This is a genomic window from Bradyrhizobium sp. (genome assembly GCF_049519115.1).
GTDB lineage: Bacteria > Pseudomonadota > Alphaproteobacteria > Rhizobiales > Xanthobacteraceae > Bradyrhizobium.
In genome coordinates this window covers 93,546-107,384 of record NZ_JBEKRB010000014.1, presented here as the reverse complement: position 1 = coordinate 107,384, position 13,839 = coordinate 93,546, and the positions used below count along the sequence as shown (strand labels likewise).

Sequence of the window (13,839 nt, the reverse complement as noted above, 5' to 3'; positions counted from 1 at the left end):
AGCCTGAGAATAACGGGGGGAACGCGATGGGCCGGGGGCGAATACTCATTTACGTGCTGATCTTTACGGCCTGCACCATCAATTACATCGACCGGGTGGTGCTGTCGGTATCGGCGCCGCAGATCGTCAGGGATTTCGGTATCTCGACCATCGAACTCGGCTATCTGTTCTCGGCCTTCCTGTGGAGCTACCTGGTCTTCGTGCTTCCCTGGGGCATCTATGTCGACCGCGCCGGCACGCGCGTCTCGACCGCCAGCGGCATGGCGATCTGGTCGATCGCAACATTACTCACCGGCATGAGCACGAGTTTCAGCGTCGCCTTCTTCAACCGCCTGTTGATGGGTTTTGGCGAAGCTTCGACCTACCCGGCCGGCGCCCGCACCATCCGCGAATGGATGCCGGCCGGCGAGCGCGGTCTTGCCACCACCGTGTTCAACTGCGGCGGCTATGCCGGCCCCGCGCTCGGCTCGATCCTGATGGGCTTCATCGTCTCGACCTATGGCTGGCGGATGGGCTTCTTCGTGGCGGGAACGCTCGGCTTTGTCTGGCTGATCGCGTGGCTGGTCTACTTCCGGCAGCCGGAAACCGCGACCTTCATCGGCGAGGACGAACGGCGCAAGATTCTTAGCGAGCGCGGCGGCGACACCATCCCCGGCACGGCGGCACCGGTTTCCGCGCTGCTGAAATGCCGCTCGATCTGGGGCACCTTCGTCGCGCAGGGCTGTGCGGTCTACACGGTGTATCTGTTCCTGACCTGGCTGCCGACCTATTTGCAGGCGACGCGCGGGCTGACCATCCTCAAGAGCGGCTTCTACACCGCGGTGCCCTACGCGGTCGCGGTGCCCGGCACCATCCTGATCGGCTGGCTGAGCGACCGCCTGCTGCGCGGCGCGCCGGTCGAAAGCGGACGGCGGCGCACGCTGGTCGCCACCATGATGCTGTGCTCATCGGGTATTTTGCTGACGCCGTGGATCACCGACACCGCGCTGATACTGACGGTGTTCTCGATCTCGCTGACCTGTATCGGCAGCGCGGTCGGGCTCAATATCGCATTGCTCAATGATCTCCTGCGCAACCCCGCCAATATCGGCCGCGCCAACGGCATTCTGGTCACTGGCGGCAATCTGGTCGGCGTCGCTGCCCCAATCGTCACCGGCTACGTCGTCTCCGGCACGGGCAATTACGACTACGCGTTCCTGGTGGCGGGTATTTTGCTTCTCATCGGCGCCAGCGTCTGTCTCATTTTCACGCGCGACCCGATCGCACCGGAGACGGAGACAAACAGCACCGAACTCGCTTACAAGGCCGCGCCATGAATGACCTGAATACCCTCGCCGACAAAGACGCGATCCGCGAGCTGCTCGCGCGCTATTGCTTCCTGCTTGACGGCTTTCGCCTCGGCGAGTTCGCCGCCTTGTTCACGGCGGACGGCGAATGGATCTCGCGCAACAGCCAGGCGACGGGACCGGAAGGCATCGAGCGCCTGCTGCGTGGTCTCGTGCCCGAACCCGCACCCGGCAGACGCCGCAAACACTTCACGGCCAACATCGTCATCGAGCTCGCCGGCGACAGCGCCAAAGTGGTCTCGAACTTTCTGGTGGTGCGCGACAGCGAAACCGGCCCCGCCATCGCGGTGGCCGGCACCTATGACGACACGGTGGTGAGAACTAAAGAAGGCTGGAAATTCAAATCGCGCCGGCTGTCGCACGACATCGCCGGCGAGAGCGGATTGAATGTGAAGCCGGGTTGAAACTGCGCTGAGGACAGTTTGGAGCGGGCGAAGGGAATCGAACCCTCGTATGCAGCTTGGGAAGCTGCCGTTCTACCATTGAACTACGCCCGCGAACCCTTTCGGGTGACTGGTTCCGGAACGCGCTTTATATGCCGCCCCGCACCCATGCGGCAAGCTTGATCAATACGGCGGGGCTTTGCGTTGCCGTTGCAGCTTTGCCGCCTCGATCCACCACGTCAGATCATCGGCAAAGCGCGGAAATGCCCCTTCGAGAGCCTTGCCAGCTTCGCCGGTGGGCGCAGCATCGACGTCAAGCGTATGACCGATGGGACCGACGGCGATCGTGCTTGAAATCACCACCATCCCCATTTCGGAAAGCGTACCGTGCCAGGCCGTCGAGGCACGCGCGCCGGACAAGCGTCCCGCCGAATAGCTTGCGATCGCGGCCGGGCGCCAGAACCATTCCTCGAGAAAATGATCCGTCAGGTTTTTCAGTCCGGGCTGCACGCCCCAATTATATTCGCCGGTGACGAATACGAAGCCGTCGGCGTCGCGAATCTTGCCGGCCAGGCGCTCAAGCGGCTCGGGAGCTTTGCCGTGCGGATACTCCTTGTACATTCTGTCGAGCATCGGAAGGTTGATCGCCTTGGCGTCGATCAGTTCGACATCGTCGCCGCGGCGGCGAAACCGCTCCACCACGAATTTGGCAAGCCGGATGCCCATCCGGTCGGAGCGATAGGAGCCATAAAAAATGAGGATTCGATTGCTCATGACGGTCCCTCAGCGGCTCCCCTCGCGGCCGAAGCCGATTATATCAAGGCATGCGCTCGGCGTCGCGACCCCGATTGAGGACGAAATGTCCGGTATGGTTTCGTTAAGCAAGCGAGAGAAGGAGGGTGAGATGGACGATCGAACCGTGCGCCTTGCGCTGGAGCGCCATTGGGACGCTTCGGACGCCAACGATTTCAATGTCGAACATGAAATCTACCGCGAAGATGCGGTGCTCGACTATCCGCAATCGGGCGAGCGGATCCGCGGCCGGCACAACATTCAGGAGAGCCGGACCGTCCAGCCCAACAAAAAACGTTTTACGGTCCAGCGCATGATCGGCAGCGGCGATCTCTGGGTCACCGAATTCATCCTTACCTATGATGGCGTACCGTCTTACACGGTGAGCATCATGGAATTCCACGAAGGACAGGTGGTTCACGAAACGCAATATTTCGCCGATCGGTTTGACCCTTCACCCTCGCGTGCGCATCTCGTTGAGCGAGCGGGCGCTTCTTCGTAATTGGCAAGATCGTCAGGCAGCCCGGCGCAAACAGCAAGGCCGCCGAGCGATATGCTCGACGGCCTTGCCGGGTTGTCCCGGACGGGGGAGTCCGGTGCGAGACGTCTAGCAAAGCATCGGTCACGCAAGAATTGAAAAGAAGGTGATAGCCGTGTGTACCGCAGTCACGCGCAAGCGAAACTTGTGGATTCTTTGCTTCGCCGCGTCCCCTTGATCGTGAGGAAGCCGTCTTCCGCGGCAGAGCGATGAATGCGCGCTTCGAGCCGGCGGCCACGTCACGCTATCCCCGGCGTTTTTAACCGAAACTGCATTTTTCATGTGCAGCCGTTTGTGACGGTGGTATGATGTTGTTGGGGACTTGAGCATGCTGGGGCGGGCCTACACCATTTTCGACACGGCAATCGGCCGTTGCGCCATCGCATGGGGCGAAGCGGGCATTGTCGGGGTGCAGCTTCCCGAGGCCCGCGAGATCGACACCCGCCGGCGGCTTTTCCACCTTTATCCTGAAGCCCGCGAAACGCGGCCGACGCCTAATGCGGAAGCCGCGATCGAAGGCGTTGTCGCGCTGTTGCGCGGAGGCATGGCCGACTTCGCCGACGTCATGCTCGATATGGGCGGCATTCCCGTTTTCGATCAGCGCGTCTATCAGCTCATCCGGCGGATTCCCCACGGCGAGACCCGTACCTACAACGAGGTCGCCGCCAAGCTCGGAACTCCGAGCGCGGTGCGCTCGGTCGCCCACGCCCTCCTCCACAACCCCTTTGTCGTCATCGTTCCCTGTCATCGCGCGCTGGAGACGGGCGGCTCTGCCGACCAGATGTCGCCCCATGGCGGGTTGATTTCCAAACGAAGGCTGCTGTCGATCGAGGGAGCGGTGAGTTCCAGCAGCAAGACGCTGATGGACGTGCTGCTTCCGATTGCCCCGCCACGCCTGCCCGGCTAATTTTACTAGTGGAGCGGATTTGACATTCGCTACCGTATTGACCGCGAGCTCGTAAAGCGAATGTCAAATCCAAGGCTCCACTAGAAACCTGTATTCGCTAGTGGTCCTTTGATTCTAACATTTGCAAAAGTGCGTGCCGGACGGGGATGCAAATGTTAGAATCGGACCACTAAATGATCAGGACGCCCCTGCTGAAGCACCGCTCGATCTCGGTGTCGGATTTCCGTTGCACCGCGAGCCCCGGCGAGAAGCCGTTCACGGAGCAGTTCGGCTGCCACTCCGTTTCCTATGTGCGAAAGGGCAGCTTCGGCTGCCAAAGCCGCGGCCGGACGTTCGAGTTGGTGACAGGGTCCGTGCTGGTCGGCTTTCCCGGCGACGAATATGTCTGCAGCCACGACCACCACGTCTGTGGCGACGAGTGCCTGTCGTTCTTCCTGGAGCCGGAACTGGTCGAAACGATCGGCGACCGGCGTGAGGCGTGGCGGGTCGGCGCCGCACCGCCATTGCCCGAATTGATGGTGCTCGGCGAATTGGCCCAGGCCGCAGCCGTCGGCCGCAGCGATATCGGCCTCGACGAAATCGGGCATCTCTTTGCCAGCCGCTTTGTCGAGACGGCCTCGGGACGAACGCACAAGCCGGTCGCGGTCAAGGCACGCCATCGCCGCCGGGCGGTGGAAGCCGCGCACTGGATCGAGGCAAATTCGCATCGCCAGATCAACCTCGATGCCACGGCAAACCAGGCCGGCATCAGCCCGTTCCACTTTCTGCGGCTGTTTGCGAATGTGCTCGGCGTCACGCCACACCAATATCTGGTGCGCTCGCGATTGCGCCATGCGGCGCGGCTGTTGGCCGACGAGGACATCGCCATTACCGAGGTCGCCTACGATGTCGGATTCGCTGACCTCTCCAATTTTGTGCGCACCTTTCACCGCGCCGCCGGCCTCTCCCCAAGCGCCTTCCGCGACGCTGCGCGGGGAATGCGCAAGATTTTCCAAGCGAGCGACGCGCTGCACTGACTAGGGTCGTCTTCATCACTTGCGGGCTTGCGCCCGCAAACCATGAATGGAGACGATCATGTACGATCATATCGGGATCAGGGTAGCCAACCTCGACGCCAGCATTCGCTTCTATGTCGCCGCACTGGCCCCGCTCGGCTACGTCTTGTGCACGAAAGACGCGAGCGGCGCGGGGTTTGGGCCCAAGGGCGAGCCGGCGCTGTGGCTGCATCTGCACCAAGGCGATGCCGGCACCGGCGCCCATATCGCCTTCCGCGCCCCCGATCATGCCGCAATCGGAAAATTCCACAGCGAGGGCGTCAAAGTCGGTGGCCGCGACAATGGCGCGCCGGGCCCGCGCAAGGATTATAGCCCGACTTATTTCGCCGCGTTCCTGATCGATCCCGACGGCAATAATGTCGAGGCGGTTTGCACATAAGGAAGCGATCCATGGCCTCGATCTACAAGGACATTCCGATCGACGCGCATCCCGATACGGTCTGGGATGCGGTGCGCGATTTCGGCGCCGTGCACCAGCGGCTGAATCCGGGCTTTGTCACCGACTGCCGCCTCGACGGCAACGCCCGCATCGTGACCTTCCACAACGGCAATGTGGTGCGAGAGGAGTTCGTGGATTGCGACGACGCGCGGCGCCGCCTGGCCTACGCCATCACCGGCCGCGAACGCGTCAGTCACTATAACGGGTCCGTGCAAGTGCTAGGCGATGACGATGGCCGAAGCCGGATCATCTGGATCGTCGACGTGCTGCCGAACGAGATCGCGCCCTACATCTCCGAGCAGATGGACATCGCGGCCGTCGCGATGCAGAAGACGCTCGCAACGGCGAGCCCGGACCGCGCTTCCGTGTGATTTTCCTCACGGGAAGCGCTGCCGCCGGCACCGTTCAAGTCTTCACGATCGGTCGGTTTGCACCGCAGCGCCGCGCGTTCCGTGCTAAATATCCTGCCGCGGCTCATGTGACGCCACAGGCGAGGACAGTATGCGCAACGCTCTTTCGCATTTCAGGAATCGTTTGCTTGCGGCCTTTGCCGTGAGCCTCGCTTTGACGCTGGCCGGCTGCAACGATCAGGAAACCGCCGCGGTCGGGCAAACCTTCGGCTCCAAGCCGACGCTGGTCGAGCCCGAAAAATCGCTGATACCGACCGTCAACGTCGCCAAGGCCATTGGCTGGCCCGCCGGCGGCAAGCCGGTTGCAGCCGATGGAATGGTGGTCAATGCGTTTGCCAACGGACTAGATCATCCTCGAACGGTTTATGTCCTGCCGAATGGCGATGTGCTGGTGACTGAGACCAACGCGCCGGAACGCCCCGACGAGAATAGAGGCATCAAGGGCTGGATCACGAAATTGGTCATGGGCCGCGCCGGCGCGGGTACGACGAGCGCCAACCGCATCACGCTGTTGCGGGACGCTGACGGTGACGGCATTGCGGAAACGAAATCCACTTTCCTCGAGGGATTGAATTCGCCGTTCGGGATGGCGCTCGTCGGCAACGATTTCTATGTCGCGAATTCCGATGCGATCGTGAAATTTCCCTACCGCACCGGCGACACCAAAATCACCGCGGCGGGAACCAAGCTCGCGGACCTGCCGGGAGGTACCCTCAACCATCACTGGACCAAGGACCTCGTCGCGTCCCGCGACGGAACCAAGCTTTATGCGACCGTCGGCTCCAACAGCAACATCGGCGACAACGGGATGGAGGTCGAAACCAACCGCGCCACCGTGCTCGAAGTCGATCGCGCCAGCGGAAAATGGCGCGTCTTTGCGTCAGGCCTGCGCAATCCGAATGGACCGGCATGGCAGCCACAAAGCGGCGCGCTCTGGGTCATCGTCAACGAACGCGACGAACTCGGCAACGATCTCGTGCCCGATTACATGACGTCGGTGAAGGACGGTGCGTTCTATGGCTGGCCGTACAGCTATTACGGCCAGCATGTCGATGCCCGCGTCCAGCCGCAGCGTGCTGATCTCGTTGCAAAGGCGATTGCGCCCGATTACGCGCTCGGCGCCCATACCGCTTCGCTCGGACTTGCCTTCAATACGGCTAAGCTGTTTCCGCCTGATATGGCGAACGGCGCTTTCGTCGGTCAGCACGGCTCCTGGAATCGCAATCCGCGTGCCGGCTACAAGGTGATCTTCGTCCCCTTCACCAATGGCATGCCCTCCGGCCAGCCGCGCGATATCCTGACCGGCTTTGTCAACGGCGACGGCGAGGCGCAGGGCCGCCCCGTCGGCGTCGCCATCGACACCCATGGCGCGCTGCTGGTCGCGGACGATGTCGGCAACGCGGTCTGGCGCGTCACGCCGGCCAAGCGGTGACGAAGCTCAGACCTTGAAATGCTTGGATAGCTTCAAGCCCTGCGCCTGATAGTTCGAGCCGATGCGCTGACCGTACATCGCATTTGGCCGTCCCAGCATTTTTTCGTAGACAAGGCGGCCGACGATCTGGCCGTGCTCGAGAATGAACGGCACTTCGCGCGAGCGCACTTCCAGTACCGCACGCGAACCTTTGCCGCCGGCGCCGGCATAGCCGAAGCCGGGATCGAAGAAGCCCGCATAGTGCACGCGAAATTCGCCGACCAGCGGATCGAAGGGCACCATCTCGGCGGCATAGTCCGGCGGCACCTGAACGGCTTCCTTGGAGGCCAGGATGTAGAACTCACCGGGATCGAGAATGAGGCTGCCATCCGGACGCGCCGCGATGGCTTCCCAGAACTCGTTGACGGCATAACCGCTGCGGCGATCAATATCGACCACCCCGGTGTGGCGCTTGGCGCGGTAGCCGACGAAGCCGCTGGCCTTCTCGCCCGAGAGATCGACGCTGAGTGCAACACCGTTGGCGAGATCGGCGTCATCGACGTCGACCAGCTTTTCCAGCGTATGCAATGCGCCGAGTTCTCCGGCGTTGAGGGTCGCCTCGCCGGTGCGGAACCGCACCTGTGAGAGCCGCGATCCCTCGCGCAACAGTACCGGAAAGGTTTTCGGGCTGATCTCGGCATAAAGCGGGCCGTGATAACCAGCGCCGATCATGTCGAAGCGGCGTGTGCCGTCGGCGATGACGCGGGTGAAAACGTCGAGCCGCCCGGTCGAACTCTTCGGGTTGGCGGCGGCAACGATCTCCGGCGGCAACGCCAGCGATTCCAGCAGCGGCACGATATAGACGCAGTTGGTTTCCAGCACCGCGCCATCGGCAAGCGAAATCTCGTGCAGTTTCAGCTCGTCGATGCGCTCGGCCACGGTGGCGCCGGGGCCCGGCAGAAAGCTCGCCCGCACCCGGTAGGCGATGTCGCCAAGACGCAAATCGAGGCTCGCCGGCTGGATCTGGCTTTCGACAAACGGATAGGCCGGCAGGATCAGGCCCGCATCCGCCATCGCCGCGATCATGCGGTCGGGCAGGATGCCGTTGGCGCCGGGCGGAAGCGTAAAACTCACGGGATACGATCCTTAATGCCGAAAATTAAGGGCTTTTACCGGTTATCCGATGGCCGCCTTGACGGAAAGGGTGCGAGGGAATATCAGCATGACTTATCCCGTGGTGATTTGAGCCGGCCGGCTTGCAGCCACGTTAAATAAGTCGCTAAACAGGCCGGGGACAGTGTGATCCCGGCCTTTTGGATTTTTCCAGGCCGGTTTTTTTATGACCGTTTTCGAGGGACGGTCAGGAGGTCACATGTCCGAGTCTGCATCCAAGTCTGCGTCTGCTACGCCAGCTTCCACCGCGCATTACCGCCCCGAGACCCGCCTGGTTCACGCCGGAACCATCCGCTCGGAATTCGGCGAAACGTCCGAGGCGCTGTTCCTTACCCAGGGTTACGTCTACGACTCCGCCGAGTTGTGCGAGGCGCGCTTCAAGGGCGAAGACCCCGGCTACATCTATTCGCGCTATTCCAATCCAACGATTGCGATGTTCGAGCGGCGCATGATCGAGCTCGAGGGCGCCGAAGCCGGGCGCTCCACCGCAACCGGCATGGCGGCAGTGACCACCGCCATTCTCGCACCGCTGAAGGCCGGCGATCACGTCGTGGCAGCGAAGGCGATGTTCGGCTCCTGCCGCTATGTGGTGGAAGATCTGCTGCCGCGCTACGGCATTGCCTCCACGCTGGTCGATGGCCTCGATCTCGACCAGTGGAAGCGCGCGATGCGGCCGAACACCAGGACCTGCTTCCTCGAAAGTCCGACCAACCCGACCCTCGACGTGCTCGATATCTCCGCGATCGCCGAAATCGCGCACGCCGGCGGCGCGCGTCTGATCGTCGACAACGTGTTCGCCACCCCGATCTGGCAAAGCCCGCTGTTGCTCGGCGCCGATGTCGTGGTCTACTCCGCGACCAAACATATCGATGGTCAGGGCCGTTGTCTGGGCGGCATGATCCTCTCAACTGAGGCTTTTGTCGCCGAGCATCTGCACAACTTCATGCGCCAGACCGGCCCGTCGCTGTCGCCGTTCAATGCCTGGGTGCTGCTCAAGGGACTGGAGACGCTGGCGGTCCGGGTTCGCGCCCAGACCGACACGGCGGCAAAGGTCGCGGACGCGCTGGCGCGGCATCCGAAAATCGCGCGGCTGATCTATCCCGGCCGCGACGACCACCCGCAAGCTGCGCTCGTCAAGAAGCAGATGCGCGCCGGATCGACGCTGGTCGGCTTCGAGGTCAAGGGCGGCAAGGCAGGCGCATTCCGCACACTCAACGGATTGAAGCTCGCGCGCATCTCCAACAATCTCGGCGACGCCAAGAGCCTCGTCACGCACCCGGCGACCACCACGCATCAACGGCTTTCGCCGGAGGCGCGCGCCGAACTCGGGATCAGCGACGGCTTCATCCGCTTCTCGGCCGGCCTCGAACATGCCGACGACCTGATCGAGGACTTGCAGGTGGCGCTGGAGAAGGCGTGAACCAGCCACATTCCCCGCTGTCGTCCCCGCGAAAGCGGGGACCCATAACCACAGGTGGACGTTGTTAGAGTCGCTGTGGCCACAGCCCGCTTAGTTGCAAATATCGATGGTTATGGATCCCGGATCGCGCTCGCGATGCTCGCTTGTCCGGGACGATGGCGAGATTCAAAATTCACATCGGCCGGTTAGCCTGCGCGCTCGGGACGTTGATGCCGAGCTTGATCTGGCCGACCGAGCGGATGATGTCGTCGCCGAGCAATTGGGCGAAGCAGGCATAGCCCCAGTCGTTCATGTGCAGGCCGTCGGCGATCACGAAACTGTCGATCGGCAGCGCCTGATTCTCGTGCCACTGGCGCATCACCTCGAAGCGCGGGAACACGCCGATATGGCGAAGCTGGCCAACCCGGCTGAGCAGCCTGACCATCTTGCTGGCACCCTCTTGATGCTCGGTCACTTGCGGAGAATATTGCGGATCGACCAGCACGATATCGGCGCCCATGGCCTGAATGCGGCCGACGCCGTCCTGCACCATCTGCGCCGTAGCATCGGGATCGAGGTTACGCAATATGGCGTTGGTTCCGACCTGCCAGATCACGAGATCGGGCTTCGCGTCGATCACTTCGGTCTGCAGCCGCTTCATCATTTCCGGCGCATCTTCGCCGCCCTTGCCGCGGTTGAGAACCGTGATGTCAGCAGTCGGATATTTCCGCTTCAATTGCGCCGCGAGGCGATTGGGATAGGTGAACTCCGGTGAGGAGGCGCCGTAGCCTTGGGTCGAGGACGAACCGAAAGCCACGATCACCACCGGCTCGCCGGCGGCGAGCTTGTGCGCGACACGCGGCAACGAACCCACCGACCTCGGAGCCCCCTTGGGCGACAGGCACGGCACACGGCTGAATATGTCGCTGGCGGATCTCGCGACCTGTTTGACTTTCTCGATTGCCTTGTCGGTCAGGCTTTTCGGTTGTGCCTGGTCGACGGGTTGGGTTTGATTGGCCGGCTGGGCTTGAGCGTCTGGGGTCCGGTTTACCGGCGGCGCTTGATTTGCTGGCGGCGCCTGGTTGGCGCTGTCGGCCGCAGCTGCGCCCTGCTCGGATTTTTCGACCACAGGCGTGACTGGCTTTATGCCATCGGATTTGGCGTTATCGGATAGCGTCGCCTGTTGGGTCGCATCGGCGCGAACAGGCACCGTGACGGTCGATACCAGCAGCATCAGCGCTGCGGCTAAAGCCAGCGGCGTCGATTGGCAAAAAGGGCGGCGATCACTCCAAACCATCGTCAAGGACAGACTTCCTCAATTCTCTTGAGCCGGCTTCGGATGAGCTGCGGCCATAATGAATTCCGACAGCGCGCGCCCAAGGCAATTGTGAACCCGCTTTGCAAGGTCCGCGCCATGAACCGCCGTGAACAGGTCAAACTCTCCGGACTCAGACCAGGTTTTCATCAGCGCGAAACGATCGAACAATGGAACCTCATGGTCCTGCGCTACCACACGCATATTATCTAGGTAGGGTGAAGCGGAAATCATCGACTCCGTGCGCGGACTATATTGCGGGTTGAGCAAAATCACGTCGGTTCCGGCATCCCGCAAGGCCACAACGCCTTCGTCGACGGCGGCGCGGAAATCGTCAGGATCGACCGAGCGCATAGCATCGACGGTCCCGGTCTGCCATATCACCAAAGTAGGCTTCTTGCTTTCCACCAGCTTCGCCAGGCCGCTCGCGACCTCCTCCGCGGTCTTTTTTGCCTGTATTTCTACGGATACGTTAACCTCATTCGACGGCAACTTCGCCTTCAAGGCGGCCTGCATCTGGCCGGGATAGGCGGCGGCCTCCGAAGCATTCGCAGCCAAGCTAATGGTCGATGACCGGCTGCCCACGACCAGAATATTCAGCGGACCTTTAGCCTTGATGGCTTCCGCGACCTTTGGCAGCGCGTTGTCGCCGGAGAGAAGGTAGTCGGGAACCTCGCACGCGGCGGGCGCAGATGCAGGCGGATCTTCGGCGCGCACGGAAGCAGCGGCCAGAAAACCGGCCAGCAGGCTCACACTCAGGATTGCCCCTGAGACGAACTTCATGCCCCCCCTCCCGCCAAATCGGCGTTGCCGCCGGTGGCCTTGGCTTTGGATCCACTCTTGTCGGCAGAGTGCTTGTACCACGAAAACAGCCACGCCGCGGCCGACATGATCAGGATTCCGGAAATACTGATAATAAAGTGCAACCCCGTCCCGCCCGAGAGCTCCGCCAGCACGAAATGGCCGGCGAAGGCCAAAAACACACCGAGGCAGAATATCTCAAGCGAGTGCTGGCCGCACAGGATTAACGGTCGCAGCCACGGTGATTTCAGGCCTGGCCAATCCTTGGGCAGGAAGCGCACCGTGATGGCCGCAAGCGCCAGGAAGTGCGCGAAGCGCAGCACGTCAAGGTCGGTCTTGCTGATGGGATACATCCATTGCTCGAGTCGCCGCGGCATGAAATGGCTGAGCTGCGGCACATACCAGGTGAGCGTGACCAGGAAGGAGAACAGGAGGTAGGCAAAGCAGATCCACAGCGTGATGGGCGAAGCCAGGATACGCGACATCCGCTGCGCGCCACCTTGCGCGCACCATGCGCCGAACACGAACAGCAATTGCCAGGCGAACGGGTTGAAGGCCCAGAAGCCGTTCGGATAGGCCGACAGATAGAGATCGAATTCCCAGGTCGCAGCATACAGCAGGACGGACAGCCCCAATGTCAGGTCGGCGCTGCGCCGCATCAGCCACAGGATCAAGGGCAGGAACAGCATCAGCACGATGTAGAGCGGCAGCACATCCATGTTGACGGGCCGGAATCTCAACAGCAGCGCCTGGACGATGGTGACATCAGGCTCTTTGAGAAAATCCAGGATCCCCATCTCTTCAGTGTAGAGCGGGTTCTCGAAAGAAGTGGCGACGTAGGAGATTTCGGCGAGGAAGATCGTGAAAAGAAAGACGTGCGCGACATAGATCTGCCAGACCCGCCGCAGAATGCGCGCGGTCGCCACGATAAATCCGGCATCGCGCATCGCCCGGCCGTAGACAAAAGAGGCGGTGTAGCCGGAAATGAAGATGAAGATTTCCGTGGCGTCGGAAAATCCGTAATTGCGGATGGTGAGCCAGGTCAGAAGATTCTGCGGCAGGTGGTCGATGAAGATCAGCCACAGCGCAAGCCCGCGAAACAGATCGAGCCGCAATTCGCGCTCGGCGGCCACGGGGCGCGCAATCGCCGGCGCGCCTGCTTGCGCAAGCAAGCCATCGCGCGCCACGACTCCCGCTTCGGCCGCGAGTGGCGGTCCGGAAATTTGATCGGCAACCGAGGTCATTTCACCTACATCCCGGGCAAACGTATGCGTTCGGCCAGCATTGCAGCAAGATAGCACAGGCCGGCCAAACAGGGTACGGCGCGGTTAGCCCCTAACTGTGGTGAAACGGCGATGGAAAAGGCTGCGCGGCGGTCCTGTTACAATTGGTTCTGCGGAAACGATCGGATAGAATACGACGCAACCAGCCAATACGATCGAGCCCGCATGTACCGCGCCGTGACCCACGATATCGAAGTGACCGTGGAGCCGAACTTCCTCCCGGAGCGTTCTTCCGTGGAAAATCGGCAATATTTCTGGTCCTACACCATTGTCATCACCAATTCCGGCCCCGAGACCGTACAGCTGCGCACGCGGCACTGGATCATTACCGATGCGACCGGCCGCCAGCAGGAAGTCCGCGGCGAAGGGGTGATCGGCGAGCAGCCGGTGCTCGCCCCGGGCGAGCGCTTCGAATACACCTCTGGCGTTCCGCTGCCGACCGCGTCGGGCTTCATGACCGGCCGCTATCAGATGGTGAGCGAGAGCGGCGAGAAATTCGAGATCGACGTGCCGACCTTTTCGCTCGACAGCCCCGAGGCGAAGCGGGTGTTGAACTGACGGAGAAGCCGCCATACGCCGCGAAAGCG

General features: G+C 61.9%; 15 protein-coding genes, 1 tRNA gene and 1 riboswitch. Of the genes, 10 read left to right on the top strand and 6 right to left on the bottom strand.

Features of this window, described 5'->3' with window-relative positions; genetic code table 11:
* The first annotated feature begins 26 nt into the window (after window positions 1–26).
* Together ABSE61_RS13630 and ABSE61_RS13625 are read left to right on the top strand one after the other, a co-directional pair.
* A complete protein-coding gene (locus ABSE61_RS13630; RefSeq protein WP_423871639.1) occupies window positions 27–1,316 on the top strand; it encodes an MFS transporter in 1,290 nt (429 codons plus the stop codon).
* Window positions 1,313–1,750 (top strand): nuclear transport factor 2 family protein, encoded by a 438-nt coding sequence (locus ABSE61_RS13625; protein ID WP_423871638.1) that lies wholly within the window; start codon window positions 1,313–1,315, stop codon window positions 1,748–1,750. Before ABSE61_RS13630 ends, ABSE61_RS13625 begins: the two co-directional genes overlap by 4 nt.
* 19 nt (window positions 1,751–1,769) lie before the next feature.
* Here ABSE61_RS13625 and ABSE61_RS13620 read toward each other — a convergent pair.
* Both ABSE61_RS13620 and ABSE61_RS13615 read right to left on the bottom strand, forming a co-directional pair.
* Window positions 1,770–1,843 (bottom strand) — tRNA-Gly (locus ABSE61_RS13620).
* Between the two features lie 69 nt (window positions 1,844–1,912).
* Window positions 1,913–2,503: an NADPH-dependent FMN reductase gene (locus ABSE61_RS13615; RefSeq protein WP_423871637.1), complete on the bottom strand. Its 591-nt coding sequence runs from the start codon at window positions 2,501–2,503 to the stop codon at window positions 1,913–1,915.
* 130 nt (window positions 2,504–2,633) lie between these two features.
* Here ABSE61_RS13615 and ABSE61_RS13610 point away from each other — a divergent pair, with 130 nt between their 5' ends.
* From ABSE61_RS13610 to ABSE61_RS13585, 6 genes are all read left to right on the top strand, one after another.
* Window positions 2,634–3,023, top strand: a complete 390-nt coding sequence (locus tag ABSE61_RS13610) for a nuclear transport factor 2 family protein (RefSeq protein WP_423871636.1) — start codon at window positions 2,634–2,636, stop codon at window positions 3,021–3,023.
* 364 nt (window positions 3,024–3,387) lie between these two features.
* Window positions 3,388–3,966, top strand: coding sequence for a methylated-DNA--[protein]-cysteine S-methyltransferase (locus ABSE61_RS13605; RefSeq protein ID WP_423871635.1), 579 nt, complete (start codon window positions 3,388–3,390; stop codon window positions 3,964–3,966).
* Window positions 3,967–4,139: 173 nt separating this feature from the next.
* Window positions 4,140–4,982 carry a helix-turn-helix transcriptional regulator gene (locus tag ABSE61_RS13600; RefSeq protein ID WP_423871634.1) on the top strand — a complete coding sequence of 281 codons (843 nt, stop codon included), beginning with the start codon at window positions 4,140–4,142 and terminating at the stop codon, window positions 4,980–4,982.
* 58 nt (window positions 4,983–5,040) lie between these two features.
* Window positions 5,041–5,400 carry a VOC family protein gene (locus ABSE61_RS13595; RefSeq protein ID WP_423871633.1) on the top strand — a complete coding sequence of 120 codons (360 nt, stop codon included), beginning with the start codon at window positions 5,041–5,043 and terminating at the stop codon, window positions 5,398–5,400.
* A gap of 11 nt (window positions 5,401–5,411) precedes the next feature.
* Window positions 5,412–5,831 carry an SRPBCC family protein gene (locus ABSE61_RS13590; protein ID WP_423871632.1) on the top strand — a complete coding sequence of 140 codons (420 nt, stop codon included), beginning with the start codon at window positions 5,412–5,414 and terminating at the stop codon, window positions 5,829–5,831.
* A gap of 130 nt (window positions 5,832–5,961) precedes the next feature.
* Window positions 5,962–7,302 carry a PQQ-dependent sugar dehydrogenase gene (locus tag ABSE61_RS13585; RefSeq protein ID WP_423871631.1) on the top strand — a complete coding sequence of 447 codons (1,341 nt, stop codon included), beginning with the start codon at window positions 5,962–5,964 and terminating at the stop codon, window positions 7,300–7,302.
* 6 nt (window positions 7,303–7,308) lie between these two features.
* On the opposite strand, the gene ABSE61_RS13580 is transcribed toward ABSE61_RS13585, so the two are convergent.
* Window positions 7,309–8,415, bottom strand: coding sequence for a 2'-deoxycytidine 5'-triphosphate deaminase (locus ABSE61_RS13580; RefSeq protein WP_423871630.1), 1,107 nt, complete (start codon window positions 8,413–8,415; stop codon window positions 7,309–7,311).
* Between the two features lie 90 nt (window positions 8,416–8,505).
* Window positions 8,506–8,585, top strand: a riboswitch (SAM riboswitch).
* A gap of 68 nt (window positions 8,586–8,653) precedes the next feature.
* Here ABSE61_RS13580 and ABSE61_RS13575 point away from each other — a divergent pair.
* Window positions 8,654–9,874 (top strand): O-succinylhomoserine sulfhydrylase, encoded by a 1,221-nt coding sequence (locus ABSE61_RS13575; protein ID WP_423871629.1) that lies wholly within the window; start codon window positions 8,654–8,656, stop codon window positions 9,872–9,874.
* A 172-nt stretch (window positions 9,875–10,046) separates the two neighbouring features.
* On the opposite strand, the gene ABSE61_RS13570 is transcribed toward ABSE61_RS13575, so the two are convergent.
* The 3 genes from ABSE61_RS13570 to ABSE61_RS13560 are packed head-to-tail and all read right to left on the bottom strand — an operon-like array spanning window position 10,047 to window position 13,213.
* Window positions 10,047–11,150, bottom strand: a complete 1,104-nt coding sequence (locus ABSE61_RS13570; protein WP_423871660.1) for an SGNH/GDSL hydrolase family protein — start codon at window positions 11,148–11,150, stop codon at window positions 10,047–10,049.
* An 18-nt stretch (window positions 11,151–11,168) separates the two neighbouring features.
* The gene (locus tag ABSE61_RS13565; protein WP_423871659.1) at window positions 11,169–11,951 is read right to left on the bottom strand and encodes an SGNH/GDSL hydrolase family protein; all 783 of its coding nucleotides are present in this window, start codon (window positions 11,949–11,951) and stop codon (window positions 11,169–11,171) included.
* Window positions 11,948–13,213: an OpgC family protein gene (locus ABSE61_RS13560; protein ID WP_423871628.1), complete on the bottom strand. Its 1,266-nt coding sequence runs from the start codon at window positions 13,211–13,213 to the stop codon at window positions 11,948–11,950. The genes ABSE61_RS13565 and ABSE61_RS13560 overlap by 4 nt, the downstream gene beginning before the upstream one ends.
* Before the next feature lie 204 nt (window positions 13,214–13,417).
* Here ABSE61_RS13560 and apaG point away from each other — a divergent pair, with 204 nt between their 5' ends.
* Window positions 13,418–13,810 (top strand): Co2+/Mg2+ efflux protein ApaG, encoded by a 393-nt coding sequence (gene apaG, locus ABSE61_RS13555; RefSeq protein ID WP_423871627.1) that lies wholly within the window; start codon window positions 13,418–13,420, stop codon window positions 13,808–13,810.
* The last annotated feature ends 29 nt before the right edge of the window (window positions 13,811–13,839 follow it).

Coding starts and splice junctions, on each gene's coding strand:
- apaG (WP_423871627.1), top strand. CDS start 13,418: ATGTACCGCGCCGTGACCCACGATATCGAAGTGACCGTGGAGCCGAAC.
- ABSE61_RS13630 (WP_423871639.1), top strand. CDS start 27: ATGGGCCGGGGGCGAATACTCATTTACGTGCTGATCTTTACGGCCTGC.
- ABSE61_RS13590 (WP_423871632.1), top strand. CDS start 5,412: ATGGCCTCGATCTACAAGGACATTCCGATCGACGCGCATCCCGATACG.
- ABSE61_RS13595 (WP_423871633.1), top strand. CDS start 5,041: ATGTACGATCATATCGGGATCAGGGTAGCCAACCTCGACGCCAGCATT.
- ABSE61_RS13615 (WP_423871637.1), bottom strand. CDS start 2,503: ATGAGCAATCGAATCCTCATTTTTTATGGCTCCTATCGCTCCGACCGG.
- ABSE61_RS13575 (WP_423871629.1), top strand. CDS start 8,654: ATGTCCGAGTCTGCATCCAAGTCTGCGTCTGCTACGCCAGCTTCCACC.
- ABSE61_RS13610 (WP_423871636.1), top strand. CDS start 2,634: ATGGACGATCGAACCGTGCGCCTTGCGCTGGAGCGCCATTGGGACGCT.
- ABSE61_RS13570 (WP_423871660.1), bottom strand. CDS start 11,150: ATGGTTTGGAGTGATCGCCGCCCTTTTTGCCAATCGACGCCGCTGGCT.
- ABSE61_RS13585 (WP_423871631.1), top strand. CDS start 5,962: ATGCGCAACGCTCTTTCGCATTTCAGGAATCGTTTGCTTGCGGCCTTT.
- ABSE61_RS13600 (WP_423871634.1), top strand. CDS start 4,140: ATGATCAGGACGCCCCTGCTGAAGCACCGCTCGATCTCGGTGTCGGAT.
- ABSE61_RS13565 (WP_423871659.1), bottom strand. CDS start 11,951: ATGAAGTTCGTCTCAGGGGCAATCCTGAGTGTGAGCCTGCTGGCCGGT.
- ABSE61_RS13625 (WP_423871638.1), top strand. CDS start 1,313: ATGAATGACCTGAATACCCTCGCCGACAAAGACGCGATCCGCGAGCTG.
- ABSE61_RS13605 (WP_423871635.1), top strand. CDS start 3,388: ATGCTGGGGCGGGCCTACACCATTTTCGACACGGCAATCGGCCGTTGC.
- ABSE61_RS13560 (WP_423871628.1), bottom strand. CDS start 13,213: ATGACCTCGGTTGCCGATCAAATTTCCGGACCGCCACTCGCGGCCGAA.